We start from the raw sequence: 21,131 nt of genomic DNA, 5'->3' as shown, positions 1-21,131 counted from the left end.
ACTATTTTTTTAATTTGATAGTGATTTCGTAGTCGCGCTTGCGATGTGGACAATTGAGGCGAAATTTAGATTTATCTATAAGAGTACGTGAGGTAATTTCTCGCTCGTTGTAATAAATGGAAGCCAAATTAGTTGGGACTAAATAAAGTTTCTCACCTTTGCGCTCCAAATATGCTCTAATTTCTTCACCTGGACAGTCAATAGAATCTACGCAAGTAGAATCGTATTCACCAATTGCAATTCTTTTATTGTTTGGCAAGCTGCATTTTTGGTCTTCTGGTTTGTCTGTGACTTCAAAATCAACTATTAATTCCCATTTTTTTTGCAGCCGATATACTTTTAATCCAGCTAAAACAAGTCCAATTAATATTAATATGGAAATTAATCCAGGTAGCCATAATTTTTTAACTAAATAAGGTGTGACTAAACAAGTTTCTTGATTACCTGGTGCTGGTGTACAAAATTCCTGGACTGTGGGAGCAATGTCTACTACTGTGAGTTTGTATTCTTTATTATTCTCTGTTTTGATTGATAGCGATCGCCGATTAATTGGCAAATCTTTGATCCAAGCTTGTCGCTGTTGACTTTCAGTAGAATCTGCTTGTCGAAAAGGACTACCAGCAGGCGTTTCTATCCAAATATCAGAGGTAACCCCTGATTGTGTAAATAGAGGTGCATCACTAATCCAAACTACTGATTGCGGTTTGATATTTTGATTTGCTTGCAGGCGATTTTGATTAATCTGAGCAAGACCTTGATAAATAGTCAATTCAGCTTGCTGAATATCTGTACCATATAACCCCAGGTCTGGCGAAGGAATTTTTGCTAAAATTTTGTCAATATTTTCTTGATTTTTACTACTAAAGTAGATGGGTGTGCCTAAGGGATTTACATCCGATTTAGCTTCAGTTAAAACTATATCTTGAGCAAAAGGAATAACGTATACAGTATCTCCAGGTTTTAGGCTATCTGTAATAATTTGACGTAAGCGGATACGACCTTCATCATTGAGTCCCACGCTTTCTGTCAAATCAATAGCCAAGACAACATCTCGTCCGCCACCCAAAACGGCAACTAAATCTAACCCGATTTTTTGTGTAGAAGTAAGTGTTTGTCCGGGAGTAACTTTGTTTGTAGTCACAAATAATACAATTTTATTTAAATAATGTATCAGACTTCTTGCATAGATACCTAGTAAATGTAATTTGTGCTTTCATCTCCATATAAAATGGTAATTACAAAAACTCCACCTATATACTTACGCACTCGTAAATAGTAAGCTTTGCTTTTTGGGTTACTCAGACAGAGGAAGTTTAGTACACAGTGATTTTTGCTTGAAGTCTATTATCACATATTGTATACATTATGACTGGTGGTTGAAAATTTATAGTATTGTAAATAATAATGTTGCGAACAATTGCGACCTCATTGGCAATCAGGTCGATTTAAGTCGTATTCATTCTGTTCAACCCCATTTTCAAACCTCGTAAATTGGCAAAGATTCTACCGTATATAGGGTTTAAGTGTTATTCGCCATCACTAACAGTTAAATCAAGAGGAGGAATTTGATCGGCAGTTAATGTCACAACTTTACCGTCTTGCCAAACGCTAACAGATTCCCCTAAACGGCGGTGTCTTTCAATAGCTTTAGCAATAGCAGCTTTGACACCAGCATCAATTTTTTGGTGGATTTCTGTTAAGGGAATTTGCGGTTTATTCCCTGGCTGTAATTCGATTCCAGATTTGGGGTTCATAGATAATTGCTTGGTGATTGATATCTGATGCAGCCACTAATATAGCTTTAGACCCAGAATTATCATAAACGATCCAAGTATCACACACAGGTAAATATAAGTTAATTAGGTTGCTGCGACCTCGTTCATAGCGACGGCAAATAGCATCTTCTGGGATATTGTGACCGCCACTTTCTACACGTCTGCGTACCCGTGCGATCGCTAATTCCGGACTTTGTAATCAAAAGTAAATTAAGTTGATAATATAATCTTTGTCTTGATATTCTCTCAATAATCGGGCGAAATTACGAGCCGCTAAAGTTGTTTCAAATGCAAAATCAGCTTCAGAATTCACCAGATTTTTTAGTTTTTCTAACATTAATCGTTCAGCTTGAACGGCTACAGATTCAGGGTTAAAAGGCAATACGGTTCGGTTAAGGTTTTTTGATGAAAATTGTAGATCGCAAAGATGCCATAAATCGCCGTCTCTACAATAATCAATCCTTTGTAGAGACGGCGATTTATCGCGTCTTCCCTTAACCCAAGAGTATTGAAACCCACCGACCTGGGTTTCAAATCACTAAAGTCCGCACAGACGGACGAGAGTTTGTGTAGCCCCGATTTCTAATCGCCAGGTATATTTCGCTTAACTTAAAAGTTCTCCAGTTTCTTGGAGGGAGTGTAAGCGGCGATAAATACCCTCGTGACGTAAAAGTTCATCGTGGCTACCCACTTCTACAATCCTTCCTTGATCTAGAACTACAATCTTATCTGCTTCCCTGACTGTACTTAAACGGTGGGCGATGACAATGGTGGTACAAGTACCTTGAATCGATCGCATTGCTAGCTGAATTGAACGTTCCGACTCATAATCTAAGCTAGAGGTGGCTTCGTCAAAAACCAGCACGTCTGGTTTGACTAACAACGCCCTCGCAATTCCCAAACGTTGTCTTTGTCCTCCAGATAACCGAACGCCTCGTTCCCCGACAACGGTGTAATAACCTTGGGGTAAGTGCTGCATTACTTCATCGACTCTGGCAATTCTACAGGCTTCTTGAACTTCCTCCAAACTGGCATTCGGTCTACCGTAGGTGAGGTTATCCAATATGGTACCGTTAAAAACGTCTACTTCTTGATGAACGATCGCTAATCTTCGTCTATATTTACCCACATCTAAGGTGCGAATATCTTGACCATCAATGAGAATTTGACCTGATTGTGGTTCAAAATATCGCAACAGCAATTTCACTAAAGTAGACTTTCCAGAGCCAGAACGCCCCACTAATGCTACTGTTTGATATGGTTCAATCAACAAGTTAATATCTTGCAAAACTTGACGGTTGGCATTATATCCAAAACTTACATCGGAAAACTCAACTTTTCCACTAAATTTATAAGGTGATTCTGTGTGATTACTCTCTTCTAAAAGACCAGCAGAATCAGGTGCAGTTGGTTCTTGAAGAAACTCGTGAAACCGCAGCATAGCAGAATAACGACGGGCAAAAGTTTCTGCCAAAACACTAATAGGTTCTAGCTCAGCATAAGCCATGCTAGAAAGAGTTAATATCATGATAAAGTGACCAAGAGAAATTCTCCCGTCTACTGTTGCTGCTAAAGTTAATCCCAGAATTGTAAACACACAAAACTGAATTACGCTTCTTTGCCAAGTAGAGAGTTTAACATAACCTCTGTGGATGCGATCGATAACTACCGTTAGCTCACGATCCAATCTCTGATTTTGCCGCTTCAGTTCGTTAGCTTCTGTAGCAAATGCTTTCACGGTTTTGATATTAGTGATCAATTCGGAAGTTCGGCTTTCTGTATCTTCCATATATTTATCCAGAAGAGTTTCGTGCCAAATCAGCCACTGTAAATCCTTCAATGTCAAGCTAAGAATAACTACGAAAGAAATTAAATACAAAACCGCAATTCGCCATTCAATCACCAAAATAAACACAAAAATTGCCAGTACACGAATCAGTTTAGGAATCAACTGTCCGGCAATTTCGGGATAGGAGAAAGTATGGTTTCCAATACCTCTAGCTATGCGTCCAGCAATACGTCCTGGATTATTTTCATCATAAAATTCCAGTGGCAAAGTGAGAATTTTTTCTATGGCTGTTTGGCTTTTATACCGACGCCGCCTTAAAGCTATAGCCCAATGAAACCAAATTGTTAACCAAGCTTGCGTAGGCGCTCTCAAGACAGTGACAACAAAAATTAAGCCAAGTAATATACTCAAAGATAGAGATTTATTAACTGGGTAATTGGTGATGTCAGAAAAAGTTGCGATCGCACTTTCAAGTGGTTTATCCAAGGGTTGATTAGACAAAACGTTTAAAATCTGTCCAATCGCATAAGGTACAACTAAATCAATAATTTCGTAAATGCTAGATGCTGCAATACTGAAAACACTCAGCTTCCAGTCAGCGCGATAGTAACTGACAATATCTCGAAATGTCGCCATGATGCACACCTTCCAAGAGCGCGATCGTTAACTTGGAACTTATATACTACAGGTATACTACAAAATAGTCAAGGGCTAAAAGTTGAAATCACTCCTTTGAAGTAGTAAGCATTTGTGCAGGGACAAATTCCAGGTGATAGCGATAAAGAGCAACTGGACGAGAACCTGCGGTAAAATAATTTGGATCTTGCGGTGAAAGATAAACAGCAGTAACTTGATCTGCTTCAATTGTTGGATTATCTGTGGAAAGTTTGTGGTAAGCCGTGGTAGATTCCACAGAGTTTAAATAGGGGCGTGAACTGCCTTTAAATAGTTGTTGAAATACCTCTGTAGTAATGAACTTGTCATCAGGAGTAGTTTCTGTAGCCCGTGCAGTAACAATGGAAACTAGTTGGTGACTGCTACGCAAGAATGTAATTTGACGATTAGGTGAATCTGGATCTACTTTAACCGCTAACACCGCTTCATTTCCTAAAGAAGCCCGTGCCAAATTCAAACTATTAAATGCTCTATCTGCTACTAAAATTGGTGATTTTTTATCTATCCAAGGGAGTATTTTTAACCCAGTGTTCTGTGGTTGCTCTTTTACAAATCTTACTAGAAAACTTACAGGTTGATTTAATTGTCGCCGATTACCTTCAAATCCTGGTGTGACAATATCTGGTGCCAAAGGCGCAGCCAAATCTACCAAGGTGCTTGTCACCTCCCAAGTACCAGCCATCCATTCAGGGTAAATTAAATCACCCGAAGCCGGTTCCACGGAGGTTAATTTTTCCCACTGGGGAAAGTTGGTTAACCGTCCAGATAACTCTCCGGCTTCAGCTTCTCCACTACATAGCAGGAAAAAAGCAATTAAGCAAAAACTCAAAATCGCTTTTATAAAAAACATTAGCAATTTTATATTTAACGTTTATTATTTATTGGTTAGAAATTAATCTATAGTATCGGCTCTTATTGATTTTAGTGAGAGCGCCTCAAGGCAGTCTTATAATGTCAATAAGACTATTCTATTGTCACAATTGTTATAGCTGAAATGGATTCAATGTATATATATCACAACCCTCAAAATCCTTAATATTTCTAGTAACAAGAGTCATGGAATGTATTTTGGCTGTTGCTGCAATAAGTATATCAGCTTGCGAACGGGGTTTACCTTGAGTCCTCAAAAAGCCTCTCAATTCACCTGAACACTTGGCAATTTCTGAGGTGATGGGGAAAATTTGACAGTGAGTTGTAAGAAAGTTTTCAAACCAGTTTTGAATTCTAGAATTAGGCTGCGCTGTTAAACCATAATAAATTTCCTCAATTGTAATAACACTTAAGTTAATAGATGTCACAGTGCCGCTCCATGTTATCACCCCTGGATTTGGAATCGGACGAGTCAACTCACTGATAATATTAGTGTCACAAAGATTACTCATCCTCGTCTTCAATAAAAGGATTGTTACGGTCGCTTCGTAGTGGTATCTCTAAACTATAATCTTCTTCAGTACATAACTGCTGAAGTTCTTTAAAGACTTGAGCTAGAGATGTTTTCGTAGCTTTCTGTCGCCAGTTTAAAAATTCTCGAAAAAGCTCAGGATCTAGAATTGCGGCCACCAATTCCTCTTCGGTGTAGATTAGCTGAGGTTCTTGACTAGTCGCATTAATTATTGAGGGTAGCTGTTTTTGGGCTTCGTCAAGCGTCCATTTCATTCTAAAAATCTCCAAGATTTGGAAACATTTCATATAGAGACTTTTCTCAATTTAGCTTATTTTACCAAATTATTATGAGTGTATAATTTAATCAAATAGTGATTGTCTTATTAATACATCTAGCTTAACCTGACAGAAACTTTGTCGAGATGGAACGTTAACCACAGACATAATAACAATGTTAAACCAAACATTACATCCGCTAAAAGTTAATGGGAAAAATATTTATTTCGAGCAAATTTATGGTACTGCTTTAGGGGTTCAAAAATACACAATAACTCATGGTAGTGACGTAAGCTCTAGTATCGAAACAATCACAGAATTCTGGCTTCAAACAGGTAATGGAAAGGAAACTCAAATAAAATTATCAACGGATAATATTAAAGTTAGAGAAGGGCAACAAGTGTCACTTATTAGGGCATACAACTATATTGGGGCATACACCAAAAGTAAAACAAGCCCATATTATATTTTCATAAATCATGATTTTCATGATTGGTGTTGGCTTTGCACACCTACTTTATTCTTGTCTAACTTGAAAGTATTTATATTCCCAATAGGGTGGGAAGACTTATTAATATTGGGATTCTTACTTTGTGGTCTTTTTATTTTTCTTTTCTTTTTTTTGGGATTATCTTTGGAATATCTTCTCTTTTTAGCATGTTTCGCAGTTTTTGTAATTGTACTTCATATCATTCAATTCGATCGAACTAATTCAGCTTTGACATCAACGCAGCTGGAAATTGCTAGGATGATAAGAAAATTGATGTAACAAAGGTTAGTTATTTGCAGTTTTTTCCATCAAGTAACTGCGTAAACATCTTTTGATTTACGAAATATCCGCAGTTTTCAACATACCAATGATCAACATTAAATTTCTGATGGTAAAGGTTGCCAAATTTCTCCATACTTTTCTTTTAAAGTCTGCCAAGTTTCAACTTGACCTGGTTCATATTCTCCTGGCTTACCCCATTGCAAAAATAAGCTTAAAGCCGACTCTTGTTTATCATCTAAAAACCGAATAGCATAAGTTGTAAAATTACCTCTTTTCGCTTCACCAGTTTCAAATTTAACTTGGGTAATTTTATCCATATTTAAGTGAAATTCAAAGCCTTCGGTGTGCATATTCGCGTATTTACCTTTGGGTAATTCTGCATAAAATAGCTTTTCTAATTTACCTCTTGCTTCTAAAACAGCAGCGCTACTAGTAACAATTAGACGCAAAGTTCCGAGATTTTCACAAGCTGCTAAAAATTCTTTTAATGTTGTGGTCATTTGTTATTTGTCCTTTGTCATTTGTCATTAGTTATTCTCTCCCAGTCCCCAGTCCCCAGTCCCCAGTCCCCAATCCCTATTTTTCATATTGTTCATAAGCAGCAACAATTCGTTGAACTAAAGCATGGCGAACAACATCTTTTTGGGAAAATTCACAAAAGGCAATGCCTTCAACATGTTTTAAAATTTGCAAGGCTATTGTTAGGCCTGATGGTTGGTTGAGTGGCAAATCAGTTTGGGTAATATCGCCTGTAATCACCATTTTGGAACGAAAGCCCAAACGAGTCAAAACCATTTTCATTTGACCAGGTGTAGTATTTTGGGCTTCATCTACAATTACAAAGGCGTTATTGAGAGTACGTCCCCGCATGTAGGCGAGTGGTGCAACTTCAATTACACCACGTTCCATTAAATTGGGTACTTTTTCTGGGTCGATGAATTCATAAATAGCATCGTAAAGTGGGCGGAGGTAGGGGTTGACTTTCTGCTGCAAGTCTCCAGGTAAAAAGCCGAGTCGTTCACCTGCTTCCACGGCAGGGCGAGTTAAAATGAGTTTTTCAAATTGGTTGGCTAGGAGTGCTTGGACGGCGACAACCACAGCGAGATAAGTCTTACCAGTACCGGCAGGGCCAACGCCAAAGGTGAGGTCACGTTTGCGTATTGCGTCGATATATTGACGTTGGCGAAAGGTTTTGGCGCGGATTTCTTCGCCCCGGCGACTTCTGGCGAGGACATCTCGCTGTAAATCTTGCAGTTCCCCTTGCCGATCGCTATCCAAAGCTTGACGAGCTGTTAAAATATCGGCACTGGAAATAGTATTGCCTTTAATCCAGAGAACTTCAAGCGATCGCACCAATTTCGCAGCCAGATCAATTTGCTTCTCTGTACCAGAAATCAGTAATTCCTGTCCGCGCAATACCAAACTAGCTCCCGTTTGCCGAGATAGGAATTTGAGATTTTCTTCTCCATCTCCTGCTAAAGCGATCGCACTGGGAATGTTTGGCAACTCAATTTTTAAAGCATCTACCATAGTAATTTTATATTTTGGTCGCACCTTTGGTGCGCTTCCAGCACAACTTGGATTTTGGAATTGTTTTTTTAATTACGAATTACGAATTACGAATTACGAATTATTTAATACCCCTACTCTTAAAGCTTGCTACATGCCCCAACCCTTATAATTGCAACAGCTCGTACCCCCAAACACGAACAAGCTAAGCGCAGCTTGTCGCAGATAATACTCAGCGGTAGCTACGCTTAGCAAATCTAAAATCCCTGACCTACAACCCAAGAGTGGGTAAAGTCAATCTAAAATTGCAAATCTAAAATCCAAAATTGATTGACATCACCTTGATTTGTTAACGGCCACCTCTACGTGCGACTTCTGCTTTCCGCTTTCGGCGCAAACTGGGTTTTTCGTATCTTTCCCGACGTTTGACTTCGGATAAAATTCCAGCTTTTTGAATTTTCTTTTTAAAGCGTCTTAGTGCCGAGTCAATGGACTCATTTTCACCCAAACGAATTTCAGCCACTCCCTGGTTTCACCCCCTTACAGAGATTATCAGAGTTGCATAGGACTATTGCCCACTATAACCAGTATGTGATTGATGAAGAAGATTACAAAAAATACAAAAATCTTTTTGCCACTTTTTCATCTTGACAAAAATTCTGAGCGGTTGTGGTTACTTCCGCTCAGACTTTTTCTCTAGTTTTAATCTAGCGGATGCGAGGTTTAACAATGGGTTTAGGCCCATTTGTTCGCGGTTCTCTGGTTTTTGGCGGTGGCGGCGATCGCTCTTCTGTGTCTTCATCAAAAGACATACCCTCCCGGTCTGGAGTAGTACTGCCGTAGATATCCAGGTATACCGATTGTCCAGCTGCTGCTGCGGCTGCGGCAATTACTGTACGAATCGCCTGAATATTGCGTCCTCCCCGACCAAACACTTTTCCTTTATCTGTGCTTTCAAAGGCGATACGAATCCAAACCCGATTTAAGGTTTGAGAAATTTCACTATCGACGCTTAAAGTCTCTGGAGATTCTAAAAACGGCTGCACCAAAAATCTAACTAGCCCAACATAATTGGGACTAGCTTTTGGGGACTGTGTTCCGAAATTATGATGCGGCTGTGACACTGACCTGTTCAAAAACATTGGCTTTTACTAGGATGCGACGTACCGTGTCAGTGGGTTGAGCGCCTTGTTGTAGTCGCTTGACGATGCCGGGAACATCTAGTCGCACTTCATCGGTTCTGGGGTTATAGAATCCCAATTCTTCTAGGGGACGGCCATCGCGGCGAGCGAGGCTGTTAATGGCGACAATGCGGTAACTTGCTTCCCGCTTTTTACCGTATCGCTTCAAGCGCAGTTTGATCATGGTTGAAGAATCATTCTCCTATTGGTTAAGTATACCGAAATGCTAATTCTAGCACTCGTCTCGTGTTTGCTGCTATTTGTGATTGGGAATGGGGAGTGGGGAGTGGGGAGCGGGGAGTTAGGAGTTAGGAGTTAGGAGTTAGGAGTTATTCTCCTTGTCCTCATCTCCCTCATCTCCCTCATCTTCCCCAATCCCCAATCCCCAATCCCCAATCCCTAAAGATTACCGAATCCTTTTTTCTTTTTTTCTTTCTTTTTCTTTTTCGCGGGTGGGGCGCCAGCGTTGTAACCTCGCCATCCGGGGGCTGGGGCACGATTGCCAGCACCTGCAAAGGCGTTGCCCATGCCACCACCGCCACCGAACATTCCTGGCATTCCAGGGAAGCCGCCTTGACCCATTTGTTGCATGAGCGATCGCATTTTTTGGAAATCACCCACCAGTTTAGTCACATCTGACTCTCTGTAGCCTGAGCCAGCAGCAATCCGTCGCCGCCGACTGGGAGAACTGGCTAATAAATCGGGGTCATGGCGTTCCTGGCGAGTCATGGAGTTAATCATCGCTTCACAGCGCTTGAGCTGGGTTTCTCCCTGCTTGAGCTGGTCGTCTGAGAGCTTGTTCATCCCTGGAATCATTTTGATGAAGCCTCCCAGAGATCCCATGTTCTTCAGCATTCGTAGCTGCTTGAGAAAGTCCGTAAAATCGAACTTCGCCGACAGGATTTTCTCCTGCATTTTCTCGGCATCTGCTAGATCAAACTCTTCCTGGGCTTTTTCTACCAAGGTCAAGACATCGCCCATTCCCAAAATCCGCGATGCCATGCGATCGGGATAAAACGGTTGCAGTGCCTCGACTTTTTCACCCACCCCCACAAACTTAATTGGCGCTCCCGAAATCCGTCGGACTGAAAGCGCCGCACCACCACGGCTATCACCATCAAGTTTGGTGAGAATCGCTCCAGTAATGCCGATTTGATCGTGGAAGGTGCGGGTCAAATTGGCTGCTTCTTGACCAGTCATGGCGTCCACCACCAACAGAGTTTCGTGGGGTTGGACAGTTTCTTTGATGCGGGCTAATTCCGCCATCATATCTTCGTCAATTTGCAGTCGTCCGGCAGTATCAATAATTACTGTATTTACACCTTCGGCTCTGCCGCGCTCTACACCTTGCCGCGCGATTTCTACGGGATCGGCATCGCTTCCGAGTTCAAAAACTGGTACGTCAATTTGCTTACCCAACGTTATCAACTGGTCGATCGCTGCTGGGCGATACACGTCTGTCGCCACCAACAAGCAACTACGATCTAATTTCCTCAGATGTAAAGCTAACTTCGCAGTCGCCGTGGTTTTACCAGTACCTTGCAACCCAGCCATTAGCACAATAGTAGGCTGTTCTTGAGCTTCTACTAGAGGAACATTCTCATCTCCCATCACCTCTACCAGTTCATCGTGAACAATTTTGATGAACTGTTGGTCAGGTCGCACGCCGGAGACTACCTCGGCTCCCTGTGCCTTGGTTTCGACTTCGCTAATAAAATCTTTGACTACCTGGAGATTGACATCAGCTTCCAACAAAGCGCGGCGTACTTCCCGCAAAGCGTCTTGAATGTTGGATTGAGAAATTTTGTCCTGTCCCCGCAGTTTTTTCCAGGCGGCTTCTAAACGGTCAGATAAAGCATCAAACATAATGTAATTACAGGTAGTTCGCCAGTGAGGAATTGTGAATCGCCGATGAATGCGATTCAGATTTTCCGGTAAAGTTTAAACGTGCTATTTACCAGCTTAGTAGTTTTCACCGCGACTGTAGCAACTACATACCTACCTTTATTGAAGATTGAACTTAAAGTACAGTAAGAGTAAGAATGGCTATTGTACAGCGAAAACATACATCACATATAGCTATGACTAGCAACACGCTGCTTGAACCTACAGAAATCATCCACTTATCAGATATCAGTTGGCAAACCTATGAAAACTTGCTAACTGAACTTAGTGTAAATCGCCGCCTGCGGCTCACTTACAATCGAGGTACTCTAGAAATCATGGTTCCTTCACCTGAACATGAACGATACAAAGAAATTGCAGGTCGATTTGTCGAAACTCTCGCAGAAGAACTAGAACTTAGAATTGAGTGCCTTGGTTCTACTACTTTTAAACGTCCAGAACTGAGTGGTGCAGAACCAGATAAATGCTTTTACATTGAAAATATTAATTTCATCAGAGGCAAAAAAAGAATAGATTTAGCGCAAGACCCACCACCAGATTTAGTAGTAGAAATTGATATTACTAGCAGTTCTAAAAACCGCTTTCAAGTCTACGCTGATATGGGTGTGCCTGAAATCTGGCGATATGATGGTAAAGACTTTAGTATTAACGTTTTACAAAATCAGAAATATATATCTGTTGAACAAAGTTTAGCATTTCCCAATCTGCCACTAACAGAGATTTCTAATTTTTTAGCGCAAGTGGGCGAAAAAGATTATTTGGAATTAGTTAAAGAATTTCGCCAATGGGTTAAAAGCCAAATTTAATATTAAAATAACGAATTAATTTAGACAGCTATAGAAAAATAGACTTTTTGCAAAAGTCTTTCTTTGCGTTCTCTCCTCTGCGCCTCTGCGCCTCTGCGTGAGACAAAAAAATATTTATGGAAATATATGCCGCAGCGAATCAAAGTTTACTCCTATTCAATATACCACTCAGCAAACTCATACATTGGCATCATTCTTGCTGAAAAATCGTTGCAGGGTTTACCTGTCGATATTGAACGACGACCAATTTACATTCCCAAGGAGCGAGGTATTAAGGTTGCCGATCTCCAAGGAGGAAATGAAAGTGCAGCCGTATCGCTGTATCACAAAGAAGATTGTCTGCGGTGGGCGAAAAAGTACGGCATTGAAATTCGATTCAAGGAGCTTGAGGAATTTCGGAGGTGGGTAAAACGCTGGCAGGAAATGAAATTTGCTCGGGAAGAACTTCCCGCTAGAGCATATTACGCTGCTCGTGGAAGCGGGAAGGAGCATCTTCTGGATGCTGCTTTTTATCGAGCAAGCTATGTTGACTTGCTTGATGTTAACGATGAGTCTGTAATTAGAAAAGTTGCCAATGATGTTGGGTTGAATGGCGATCGCATTCTGGAATTAGCCCAGGACGAAGCAGCTAAACAAGCCGCAGTAGAAGCCTTGGCAGAATACGATCAATTTGGCTGTCCTGGTGTACCAACTTGGGTGGTGGAAGGCGAAAAATTTTGGGGTAAGGATCGTGTTGATTGGCTGACTGAAAAGGTCAAAGAATTATCTTTAACTGCCCCTTGATCATTGGGTTACTGCTGATTTTGAACGTTGTTGTTGGTAAAAACGGACAACTTTTTGCACATAGTCACCAGTGAAGCCTTTGTTGCAGCCTGTATAGCTACCAGTCATCCACCAACAAGCAGCGCCACGCACAGATGCAATTTCATTATTGTTGTTAGCAGCGAATTGATTGGTTAACTCACGGCGGGTGATGCAGGATACAACGGAGCGGGCGATCGCCGGACTGTTTTCAAATTGTGTCGGTGTTAATTCTCGTTTGAGACAAGTTCTTGACCAACCTTTGAGGGTTTCTGGTTTCACTTGCCATTCACTGTAAAGTCCATCGTTGGGATTTTTTGTTTGCGGTGCAGCTTGTCGCAACGCCTCTACCATTGCCGCAACTTGGGCATCAGAAACCCGCTGCTGTGCTTGAGCTAATGATGGTAATAGCCCAAAGCTGACAATAACTCCACTCAGTAGTAATCCTATAGGGTTTTTGATCATGAATTTGCAATTATTTTAGATATCACGAGGTATCATATTATATTTTTACAATCATCAATCCTTTGTAGAGACGGCGATTTATCGCGTCTTTGTACAGACGGCGATTTACCCTTGTCTCTTGCCTTAACCAAAACATATTGCCAACTAAAAACTCACGAGGTAATTTGATTTTTACTATGCGAATAGCCAAACGAGATGATTGGAAAACAGAACCTATGCCTTCTGCGTTCACAAATATAACGGTAGAAAAAGTTTACTCACAGCAAGAATTTGAACGAATTACTGCTGGAGTAATTCCAGAGTGCATGGAACATAAATGGTTCGTTTTCTATGAGGCTCCTTGGCTATACATGCATCGTAGTTGGACTGGTTTATGCGTTTTCAAAGCGCGTTTTGAGGTAGTTGGAGAAAGCGTCAAGATTGCCCAAGTGCAGGTAAATCGAGATCCAGCACAATACTCTAACACCCACGAAGAATACGATGCCTCTTTGTTAAAAATGTTGCTGGATTCACTAACTAACAGGCGACTCAGATATTAACTAGATTTTCTACAGTATTGGCATCATTAGGTAATGCAGCCGTTAAAACTTCGCTGCCTTCTGTGGTAACTAAAACATCGTCTTCAATGCGGATGCCGCGGACATCAGCAAATTCTGATAACCGTTGCCAATTGACCACATTTTGATATTTTGAGCGGACATTGGCATCATTTAAAATTGCTGGTACTTGATAAAAACCAGGCTCAATTGTGACTAGCATTCCTGTACGTAATGGACGATTCAAACGCAAGTAGCCCAAGCCAAAGCGATCGCTCCTTGTTCTTCCCTCTTCATATCCTGCTAAATCCCCTAAATCTTCCATGTCATGGACATCTAAACCCAATAGATGACCAATACCGTGGGGAAAAAACAGGGCGTGGGCATCGATTTCTACTAAATCCTGGGGATTTCCTTGGAGAATTCCTAAATCCACTAAACCTTCAGCGATGACTGTGGCAGCTAACAAATGAATATCCGCATACTCCACACCAGGATGTATTTTGGCAATACAAGCATCATGGGCTGCCAAGACAACATTATAAATATCTCTTTGGGTAGATGAAAACTTGCCAGATACTGGCCAAGTGCGAGTAACATCACCAGCCCAACCCGTTTCTGTTTCAGCACCGACATCAGCAAGCAGTAAATCGCCTGGTTGCAAATGATGGTGATACTCTTCGTTGTGCAAAACTTCGCCGTGAACGGTGACAATGCTGTTGTAGGAGGTGGTCATATTGTTGGCAATTATTACCCCTTCCATCGCTGCACGAACTTCGGCTTCGAGTTTGGCTTGAGGTGTTGCAGCCATACCAGCTTTGTGTACTTCAACAGTGACAGCCGCAGCTTTTCGCAACTCGGCTAATGCAGCTTCATCGTGGGTGAGGCGTAGAAAAACGATCGCCTTAGCTAACTCTAAGTCAATTCCTTGGGGAGGACTTAGGGGTAAAACCCATCTATTTAATAGCTGGGATTGCTGCGTCCAAGTAGCAGCATCTTGTACAGGAAGTGTGGCGGCATCTTCTAACCAAGAGCCTAATTCTGCCATTGGTCGAGCCACATCTGCTCCAATTCTCTCGGCGATTTCCTCGCGTGTTGGCATTATTCCATGCCAAAGGGCGCTGCTGGGTGAAGGATCTTCCATGAATAATTCCAGATTGCCCGCTTCTAGGCGAATTGCCGCGTTTGATAATGGTAGTCCGGCAAAGTAGAGAAAATGACTGCTAGCGCGGAAGGGAAAAACATTTGCCGCAAAATTGCGGGGGCTGTTGCTACCTGACCACAAAATTGCTGGAAAATCAATCAGGTTGGCTAGTTTTTGCCGCCGCTGGCGTAGAGTTTCGATGAGGGAACTAGAAGTTTGTTGGATAAGCATAAATAGAAACTCAAAAAAAAGGATAAAGGTTATTTAGTCTTTATCATCACCGTTTTTATCATCACCGTCTTTATCATCATGATCTCCATCGTCCTTGCTATCATCCAGTTTATCGTCGTTATCCTTGTCATTCGGGTTTTGCTGATTAGGTTGCAGGACTGGTTTTTGTTGCTCAATCGGAATAAGTGGCTTTGGTAATTGAGGAATACAGCTAACTAATCCTCCACAAATTAACACTAGGTTCAAACTAGCAAAGATGCCCCTGAATATTTTTAGCTTTATGTTTCCGTTTGATGCTTTCATAAATACATCCTTTGCAGATAATCCTGCTATCGAGTTGGGATGGTGAGGTGAAAGTCTATTATGACGTGAGCGACGACTACGACGGGCTACGTCTACGCGTTTTTCTCCCGGAACCAGTAATCATTTAAAACTGTACATGGTTTATGTGTTTAAATACATATGACTAAATACATCACTAAAAATTACGTACAATCTATATTGAAATTTCTTTTTCAAGATTCACGAACAGATATTTATATTACTTCGAGAATAATTTTATGGGACAAATCATTACTCAAGTTGATGCTTTCACGAATACGCCATTCACAGGTAATCCCGCTGCTGTATGTGTTTTGCCTACTCCCCAAGATGATATTTGGATGCAAAACGTAGCACAAGAAATGAATTTATCTGAAACGGCTTTTCTAGTCAAACAAGATAATGGCTTCAATTTGCGTTGGTTTACGCCGACGGTGGAAGTACCGCTTTGTGGTCACGCAACTTTAGCTAGTGCCCATGTACTTTGGTCAGAAGGACATTTATTATCTGATGAAGTTGCACGTTTTTATACCAAAAGTGGACTACTCGTTGCTAAGTTACAAGGTGAGTGGATTGAGTTAGATTTTCCGGTGAATCACTCAAAACCAACGATCGCTCCTCCAGAACTTAGCCAAGCTTTGGGTGTACCATACAAAGCTGTGTTGCAGAATTCACTAGGCTATTTAGTGGAACTGGAATCTGAAGAATCGGTGCGGCAAATACAGCCCAATTTCCAGTTACTAAAAACGTTGCCTGTTGCTGATGTGATTGTTACCAGTACTGCTGATACTGATTCTGAATATGATTTCGTTTCGCGCTTTTTTGCACCAGGATTAGGTATTAATGAAGACCCGGTGACTGGGGCGGCTCATTGTTGCCTTGCTGCCTATTGGCGCGATCGCTTGCACAAGGATCAGTTTTTAGCTTATCAAGCATCGAGTCGTGGTGGCGTGGTGAAGGTGTATTATGATGGAGGCGATCGCGTTTTACTTGGCGGACAAGCGGTAACTGTTCTGCGAGGCGAATTAACTACCGCTTAAAACAGAACTCAGAATTCAGAATTCAGAATTCAGAATAGGCTCTCTTGCTAGCTACCAGACCTAGATGGTGTACTTAACTAATTTGAAATCTGCTCTGACTACTTAATCGCATCGGGCAAAAACTCAGCATCAAGAACTTGGGCAATGGAATAAGGACATTCCACCGAAAATGTATCTATTGGTAGTTCAGTTTCATTGCTAGCAGCTTTCAATCCCCGATGGTAGCACTGGGCTAAAACTTCTTCTGGATAGGACTTGAGGCTGGGACTCTCTTGCAGCAAATCTGTAATTCGGTTGCGTTGTTGGTCAATGGTATTTCGCCAAGAGCCACTTCGGAAACTAGGCTGGTATTGCCACTTGAGCAAATGTTGTAATAATACCTCTAGGCGGCTTTTCAACTCCCGCCGTTCTGACCGTCCCAAGCTTTCAATCTCCTCAATCACAGCATCCCAGTCTACCTGCTCAAATTGTCCGTCACGAATCAGTTGCACAGTCTGTTCTGTCCATGCTACAAAATCCATTTCATACAACTGGGCTGCGGTTTTTGGAATCGAGGTCATGAGCTTCCTACAATTCACAGTCAACGGGCTAAACTTTGAGATATCTTACCCTATGTTAACGCTAGGGGGGCTGCACAATTTCAACGGGAATTTGCTCAACTTTCAGATCAAATTAAGCGGGTGATTTACGATCCAGTTCAAGAGGTAATTGTGCAATGGATAAACTAGAACAGTATCGCCAGTGCATTCAAAACTTACTTAGCAACTACGCCGCCACACCAATTGCAAACGGCGAAATAGAATCACAAACTGTTTTTGATCTTCAACAAGATCGCTATCAAGTAATGAATGTTGGTTGGGATGGTAACCGTCGCGTGCATGGCTGTGCCTTACACTTAGACATTAAAGACGGTAAAATCTGGGTGCAACAGAACACAACAGAGTTACGAATTGCCCATGAATTAGTTGCAATGGGAATTCCCAAAGAAGATATTATATTGGGCTTTCAAGCGCCTTATATGCGGGAATACACTGGATTTGGTGTAGCATGAAGCGTGCTGAGTTAAGAGTGAGGAGTTATTCTCCTAAGGGAAGACGCAAACAGGTCATACCAATTTGAAAATAAAATGCAAAAATAGACCATCTTGTAGAGACGCGATTCATCGCGTCTTCACCCAACAACGTGTTGCAATCATTAATTGAATTAGTATTAATTTTTGCAAGTCGATGCATCAAAGGTGCAAGTCGATGCATCAAAGGTGCAAGCCGATGCATCAAAGGTGCAAGCCGATGCATCAAAGGTGCAGGTCGATGCATCAAAGGTGCAAGCCGATACATCAAAGGTGCAGGTCGATACATCAAAGGTGCAGGTCGATGCATCAAAGGTGCAACAGGTTGTATTTAAATTGCACGCCAATACAAAACACTAAAAGCGGCTGTCACAATATGTAGATAAGCCTATGTTTTACTTTTACAAATGTCCGCTAAACAAACAAATCATCGAAGTCCTGTCACATCCGGTGACTGGCCGATTGAACAATTACCTGGACTCAGCCAAGAAGAACAATCCCAACTGCAAAATTGTGGAATTAATACCACAGTAGCGCTAGTCAAACAAGGAAGGAATCTTGAGGCAAGGGTGGCGTTAGCAAATAAACTCCAGATTCATCTTCAGTATGTAAATAAATGGATGGCTTTGGCTGACTTGGCACGTATTCCCAGCGTCGGAACGCAATATTGCGGTTTATTGCTCCATGCGGGTATCGGTTCTGTGGCACAGTTAGCTCAGACTCCCACTCACAGATTGCACAGACAAATCATGCGCTTGCAAGTAGCAACAATGCAGCGGCGAGATTTGTGTCCAGCCATTGAGTTAGTACAACAGTGGAGTCAGGAAGCGAGAATGGTGGGGAGTGGGGAGTGGGGAGTAGGGAGTGGGGGAGTGGGGGGATGAGGGAGATGAGGGAGCAGGGGAAGCAGGGGAGGCAGGGGAAGCAGGGGGAGAATAACCAATGCTCAATGCCCACTCCCCACTCCCCACTCCCTACTCCCTAATCTTTCACCAATACACCATTGAGGAAGATATCAGCGAGTCCTTCTGCCATTTGTTGCATTTGTTGGGGTGAGGCGTCTGGTTCGATGAGGGTGTTGTTGGAAAAGCCGGCGATCGCAAACATTCCTAAGAAAACTTTGGCGACTAGGTTGGCATCCATTTGCCGATAAATGCCTTTATCCATTGCTGTTTGAAAGAAGGCTTCGGCAACATCGGTCATTTTTGTGATGACTTCTAATTGAATGCGATCGCGCAAGTCGGGGTGAAATTGCACTTCCATGAAACAAACGCGCATCAAATCGGCATTTTTTTGGAAGTTCCACATCCGACGGCGCATCACTTGAGCTACTGCTTTATAGCTACCCATTTCACTTAATTCTGTCAGCAGATCCGTCAAAATCTCCACCCATCCACTAGTGGCGACTTCTACCAAAATTGCTTTTTTATTGGGAAAATGACGAAATAGAGTGCCTTCAGCCACACCTGCTGTCTGTGCTAAATCACGGGTGGTGGTGCCATCAAATCCCTGAGAGGCAAACAAACGTTGTGCTGCCTGTAAAATCCGGGTGCGCGTCTGAGCCTCTGAGGGTGGGGGAGAATTAAAAACTCGCATAATTGTTATGGTTAAATATCCGGAACAGGACTTGTAGCATTATTGTCTAACGTCAAGTACAAAAAGCCGAAAAAGCTTAATACAACATTAACGCTCTATTTGCTAAGTAGCGTATTTCTTCGGTAGTGTAACTTTATCTTAATTTTGGCTTATGAACAAACTCTCCCGGTCAATTTTGGATTTTAGATTTTGGATTTTGGATTGGTTCAACGCGTTGTGGCCAGGACTCCCTAATCCCCAGTCCCCAGTCCCCAGTCCCCAATTTAAGAAAGTATCAGTCACATCCCGTAGGCTGTTTGTTGCCTTGTTGGCGGCGATCGCTTTTTGCTGGGGATTGCAGCCAGAAGTTGTTCTGGCTCAAACTCAAACAATATCTCCACCAGCTGCAAGTTCGATTCAACCTTATCTCGATCGAGTCATCAATGAGTTGACGGAGTTTCGCCTGGAAAATGGTTTAAGGTTCATTGTTTTGGAACGACATCAAGCACCTGTAGTTTCTTTTCTTACCTATGCTGATGTCGGTGGTGTGGATGAGCCGGATGGTAAAACTGGTGTAGCTCACTTTCTGGAACATTTGGCGTTTAAAGGGACGACGCGCATTGGTACGGAAGATTACAAGGCAGAAAAACCGCTACTAGAACGCTTGGAACAGTTAGATACTCAAATTAAAGCAGCCAAAGCTGATGGCAAAAAAGATGAAGTGGCGCGGCTAGAAGCTGAGTTTAAGCAAGTGGAATCCCAAGCAGGTAAGCTAGTCAAGCAAAACGAAATGGGGCGAATTGTGGAACAAGCGGGAGGTGTGGGTTTAAATGCTAGTACCTCAACTGAAGCTACCCGTTACTTTTACAGCTTTCCTGCTAATAAGTTGGAACTCTGGATGTCGCTGGAGTCGGAACGATTTCTTGAGCCTGTAATTCGTCGTGAGTTTTATAAAGAGAAAGATGTCATTTTAGAGGAACGACGGATGCGGGTGGATAATTCACCCATTGGCACGATGTTGGAGAAATTTATCGACACTGCGTACAAAGTTCATCCCTACAGGCGTCCGGTGATTGGTTATGACAAAGATATCCGTAACTTAACACCAGCAGATGTGCAAAAGTTTTTTGACGCTTATTATGTACCAAATAATTTAGCGATCGCCATTGTCGGAGATGTCAATCCCGCCCAGGTGAAAAAACTCGCAGAAACTTATTTTGGACGTTATCAAGCTAAAGCTAAAGCTACTCAAAAAATTCCCGTGGAACCGCAACAAAAACAAACACGGGAAGTGACTTTAGAATTACCTGCTCAACCGTTGTATTTGGAAGGCTATCACCGTCCGTCAGTTACTCATCCAGATAATGTAGTCTATGAAATCATTGGCAGTTTATTAAGTGATGGACGCACGTCACGGCTGTATAAATCTTTGGTAGAAAAGCAGCGTTTGGCGCTGAATGCTCAAGGTTTCAGTGGTTTTCCTGGGGATAAATACTCAAACCTAATGTTGTTTTATGCTCTGACTGCTCCTGGTCATACACTTGATGAATTGGCGATCGCTTTACGCGAAGAAATCGAGAAATTAAAAACTGAACCTGTGGCGGCGGTTGAGTTGGAACGAGTGAAAACTCAAGCGCGGGGGGATTTATTACGCAGCTTAGCTTCTAATACGGGAATGGCTCAGCAATTGTTGGAATATGAGGTGAAAACTGGCTCTTGGCGGAATTTGTTTAAGGAGTTGGATGAAATTGCAGCGGTAACTCCTGGTGATATTCAGCGGGTAGCTAAGGCGACGTTTACGCCGGAAAATCGCACGATTGGGAAGCTGTTGTCGAAACAAGGATGAGAAACGAACCGCAAAGGACGCAAAGGGCGCAA

The 21,131-nt window shown here is 42.0% G+C and carries 27 protein-coding genes; 8 read left to right on the top strand and 19 right to left on the bottom strand.

From position 1 onward, the window contains the following. Position 1: 1 nt before the first annotated feature. The 7 genes from IQ276_RS17170 to IQ276_RS17140 form a co-directional block, all read right to left on the bottom strand. The gene (locus tag IQ276_RS17170; RefSeq protein ID WP_193918050.1) at positions 2–1,141 is read right to left on the bottom strand and encodes a VWA domain-containing protein; all 1,140 of its coding nucleotides are present in this window, start codon (positions 1,139–1,141) and stop codon (positions 2–4) included. Between the two features lie 385 nt (positions 1,142–1,526). Then, entirely contained in the window at positions 1,527–1,754 is a 228-nt protein-coding gene (locus IQ276_RS17165) for a hypothetical protein (protein WP_193918052.1), read from the bottom strand. Positions 1,755–1,974: 220 nt separating this feature from the next. Continuing rightward, entirely contained in the window at positions 1,975–2,157 is a 183-nt protein-coding gene (locus IQ276_RS17160; protein WP_228043136.1) for a hypothetical protein, read from the bottom strand. A gap of 222 nt (positions 2,158–2,379) precedes the next feature. Continuing rightward, positions 2,380–4,200: an ABC transporter ATP-binding protein gene (locus IQ276_RS17155; RefSeq protein ID WP_193918054.1), complete on the bottom strand. Its 1,821-nt coding sequence runs from the start codon at positions 4,198–4,200 to the stop codon at positions 2,380–2,382. Between the two features lie 88 nt (positions 4,201–4,288). Further along, positions 4,289–5,089 carry a DUF6816 family protein gene (locus tag IQ276_RS17150; protein ID WP_193918055.1) on the bottom strand — a complete coding sequence of 267 codons (801 nt, stop codon included), beginning with the start codon at positions 5,087–5,089 and terminating at the stop codon, positions 4,289–4,291. A gap of 133 nt (positions 5,090–5,222) precedes the next feature. After that, positions 5,223–5,621: a type II toxin-antitoxin system VapC family toxin gene (locus IQ276_RS17145; protein ID WP_193918057.1), complete on the bottom strand. Its 399-nt coding sequence runs from the start codon at positions 5,619–5,621 to the stop codon at positions 5,223–5,225. Then, positions 5,614–5,895: a prevent-host-death protein gene (locus IQ276_RS17140; protein WP_193918059.1), complete on the bottom strand. Its 282-nt coding sequence runs from the start codon at positions 5,893–5,895 to the stop codon at positions 5,614–5,616. The genes IQ276_RS17145 and IQ276_RS17140 overlap by 8 nt, the downstream gene beginning before the upstream one ends. Before the next feature lie 178 nt (positions 5,896–6,073). Between IQ276_RS17140 and IQ276_RS17135 the strand changes: the two genes are divergently transcribed. Then, positions 6,074–6,667, top strand: coding sequence for a hypothetical protein (locus IQ276_RS17135; protein WP_193918061.1), 594 nt, complete (start codon positions 6,074–6,076; stop codon positions 6,665–6,667). 98 nt (positions 6,668–6,765) lie between these two features. On the opposite strand, the gene IQ276_RS17130 is transcribed toward IQ276_RS17135, so the two are convergent. The 6 genes from IQ276_RS17130 to ffh all read right to left on the bottom strand — a co-directional run bounded on the left by IQ276_RS17130 (position 6,766) and on the right by ffh (position 11,226). Beyond that, complete coding sequence (locus IQ276_RS17130) at positions 6,766–7,170, bottom strand: ChuX/HutX family heme-like substrate-binding protein (protein ID WP_193918063.1); 405 nt, start codon at positions 7,168–7,170, stop codon at positions 6,766–6,768. A gap of 76 nt (positions 7,171–7,246) precedes the next feature. Beyond that, entirely contained in the window at positions 7,247–8,200 is a 954-nt protein-coding gene (locus IQ276_RS17125; RefSeq protein ID WP_193925261.1) for a PhoH family protein, read from the bottom strand. Between the two features lie 328 nt (positions 8,201–8,528). Next, a complete protein-coding gene (rpsU, locus tag IQ276_RS17120) occupies positions 8,529–8,702 on the bottom strand; it encodes a 30S ribosomal protein S21 (RefSeq protein WP_190881436.1) in 174 nt (57 codons plus the stop codon). Between the two features lie 184 nt (positions 8,703–8,886). Beyond that, positions 8,887–9,321, bottom strand: coding sequence for a KH domain-containing protein (locus tag IQ276_RS17115; protein ID WP_190881435.1), 435 nt, complete (start codon positions 9,319–9,321; stop codon positions 8,887–8,889). Further along, positions 9,284–9,544, bottom strand: coding sequence for a 30S ribosomal protein S16 (gene rpsP, locus IQ276_RS17110; RefSeq protein ID WP_190881434.1), 261 nt, complete (start codon positions 9,542–9,544; stop codon positions 9,284–9,286). Before rpsP ends, IQ276_RS17115 begins: the two co-directional genes overlap by 38 nt. 215 nt (positions 9,545–9,759) lie before the next feature. Next, the gene (gene ffh, locus IQ276_RS17105) at positions 9,760–11,226 is read right to left on the bottom strand and encodes a signal recognition particle protein (protein WP_190881433.1); all 1,467 of its coding nucleotides are present in this window, start codon (positions 11,224–11,226) and stop codon (positions 9,760–9,762) included. Positions 11,227–11,441: 215 nt separating this feature from the next. Between ffh and IQ276_RS17100 the strand changes: the two genes are divergently transcribed. Together IQ276_RS17100 and IQ276_RS17095 are read left to right on the top strand one after the other, a co-directional pair. Beyond that, positions 11,442–12,071: a Uma2 family endonuclease gene (locus tag IQ276_RS17100; RefSeq protein ID WP_193919961.1), complete on the top strand. Its 630-nt coding sequence runs from the start codon at positions 11,442–11,444 to the stop codon at positions 12,069–12,071. A gap of 126 nt (positions 12,072–12,197) precedes the next feature. Continuing rightward, positions 12,198–12,854: a 2-hydroxychromene-2-carboxylate isomerase gene (locus tag IQ276_RS17095; protein WP_193919948.1), complete on the top strand. Its 657-nt coding sequence runs from the start codon at positions 12,198–12,200 to the stop codon at positions 12,852–12,854. Here IQ276_RS17095 and IQ276_RS17090 read toward each other — a convergent pair whose 3' ends face one another. Further along, the gene (locus IQ276_RS17090; RefSeq protein ID WP_193919950.1) at positions 12,855–13,337 is read right to left on the bottom strand and encodes a hypothetical protein; all 483 of its coding nucleotides are present in this window, start codon (positions 13,335–13,337) and stop codon (positions 12,855–12,857) included. A gap of 137 nt (positions 13,338–13,474) precedes the next feature. Here IQ276_RS17090 and IQ276_RS17085 point away from each other — a divergent pair, with 137 nt between their 5' ends. Next, positions 13,475–13,876 carry a hypothetical protein gene (locus IQ276_RS17085; protein WP_235115738.1) on the top strand — a complete coding sequence of 134 codons (402 nt, stop codon included), beginning with the start codon at positions 13,475–13,477 and terminating at the stop codon, positions 13,874–13,876. On the opposite strand, the gene IQ276_RS17080 is transcribed toward IQ276_RS17085, so the two are convergent. Together IQ276_RS17080 and IQ276_RS17075 are read right to left on the bottom strand one after the other, a co-directional pair. After that, positions 13,866–15,248 (bottom strand): aminopeptidase P family protein, encoded by a 1,383-nt coding sequence (locus IQ276_RS17080; protein WP_193919954.1) that lies wholly within the window; start codon positions 15,246–15,248, stop codon positions 13,866–13,868. The two genes, IQ276_RS17085 and IQ276_RS17080, sit on opposite strands and share 11 nt — an antisense overlap. Positions 15,249–15,281: 33 nt before the next feature. After that, positions 15,282–15,551, bottom strand: a complete 270-nt coding sequence (locus IQ276_RS17075; RefSeq protein WP_190881428.1) for a hypothetical protein — start codon at positions 15,549–15,551, stop codon at positions 15,282–15,284. Positions 15,552–15,808: 257 nt separating this feature from the next. Here IQ276_RS17075 and IQ276_RS17070 point away from each other — a divergent pair, with 257 nt between their 5' ends. After that, entirely contained in the window at positions 15,809–16,609 is an 801-nt protein-coding gene (locus IQ276_RS17070) for a PhzF family phenazine biosynthesis protein (RefSeq protein ID WP_193919956.1), read from the top strand. A 98-nt stretch (positions 16,610–16,707) separates the two neighbouring features. Here the strand turns inward: IQ276_RS17070 and IQ276_RS17065 are convergent, their stop codons facing one another. Then, the gene (locus tag IQ276_RS17065) at positions 16,708–17,169 is read right to left on the bottom strand and encodes a DUF29 domain-containing protein (protein ID WP_193919958.1); all 462 of its coding nucleotides are present in this window, start codon (positions 17,167–17,169) and stop codon (positions 16,708–16,710) included. Between the two features lie 155 nt (positions 17,170–17,324). On the opposite strand from IQ276_RS17065, the gene IQ276_RS17060 reads away from it, so the two are divergent. Continuing rightward, positions 17,325–17,660 carry a XisI protein gene (locus IQ276_RS17060; RefSeq protein WP_193919959.1) on the top strand — a complete coding sequence of 112 codons (336 nt, stop codon included), beginning with the start codon at positions 17,325–17,327 and terminating at the stop codon, positions 17,658–17,660. 25 nt (positions 17,661–17,685) lie between these two features. On the opposite strand, the gene IQ276_RS17055 is transcribed toward IQ276_RS17060, so the two are convergent. Next, positions 17,686–17,988: a hypothetical protein gene (locus tag IQ276_RS17055; RefSeq protein ID WP_193919960.1), complete on the bottom strand. Its 303-nt coding sequence runs from the start codon at positions 17,986–17,988 to the stop codon at positions 17,686–17,688. Between the two features lie 97 nt (positions 17,989–18,085). Between IQ276_RS17055 and IQ276_RS17050 the strand changes: the two genes are divergently transcribed. Continuing rightward, positions 18,086–18,562, top strand: coding sequence for a DUF4332 domain-containing protein (locus IQ276_RS17050; RefSeq protein WP_190881425.1), 477 nt, complete (start codon positions 18,086–18,088; stop codon positions 18,560–18,562). 97 nt (positions 18,563–18,659) lie between these two features. On the opposite strand, the gene IQ276_RS17045 is transcribed toward IQ276_RS17050, so the two are convergent. Beyond that, a complete protein-coding gene (locus IQ276_RS17045) occupies positions 18,660–19,274 on the bottom strand; it encodes a TetR/AcrR family transcriptional regulator (RefSeq protein WP_190884607.1) in 615 nt (204 codons plus the stop codon). A 151-nt stretch (positions 19,275–19,425) separates the two neighbouring features. On the opposite strand from IQ276_RS17045, the gene IQ276_RS17040 reads away from it, so the two are divergent. Next, the gene (locus tag IQ276_RS17040; protein ID WP_235115737.1) at positions 19,426–21,099 is read left to right on the top strand and encodes a M16 family metallopeptidase; all 1,674 of its coding nucleotides are present in this window, start codon (positions 19,426–19,428) and stop codon (positions 21,097–21,099) included. The last annotated feature ends 32 nt before the right edge of the window (positions 21,100–21,131 follow it).

It is taken from the genome of Desmonostoc muscorum LEGE 12446 (assembly GCF_015207005.2).
In the GTDB taxonomy this organism is placed as follows: Bacteria; Cyanobacteriota; Cyanobacteriia; order Cyanobacteriales; family Nostocaceae; genus Nostoc; species Nostoc muscorum.
The sequence above is the reverse complement of the archived record's forward strand: the minus strand, read 5'-3'. Positions and strand labels throughout refer to the sequence as shown.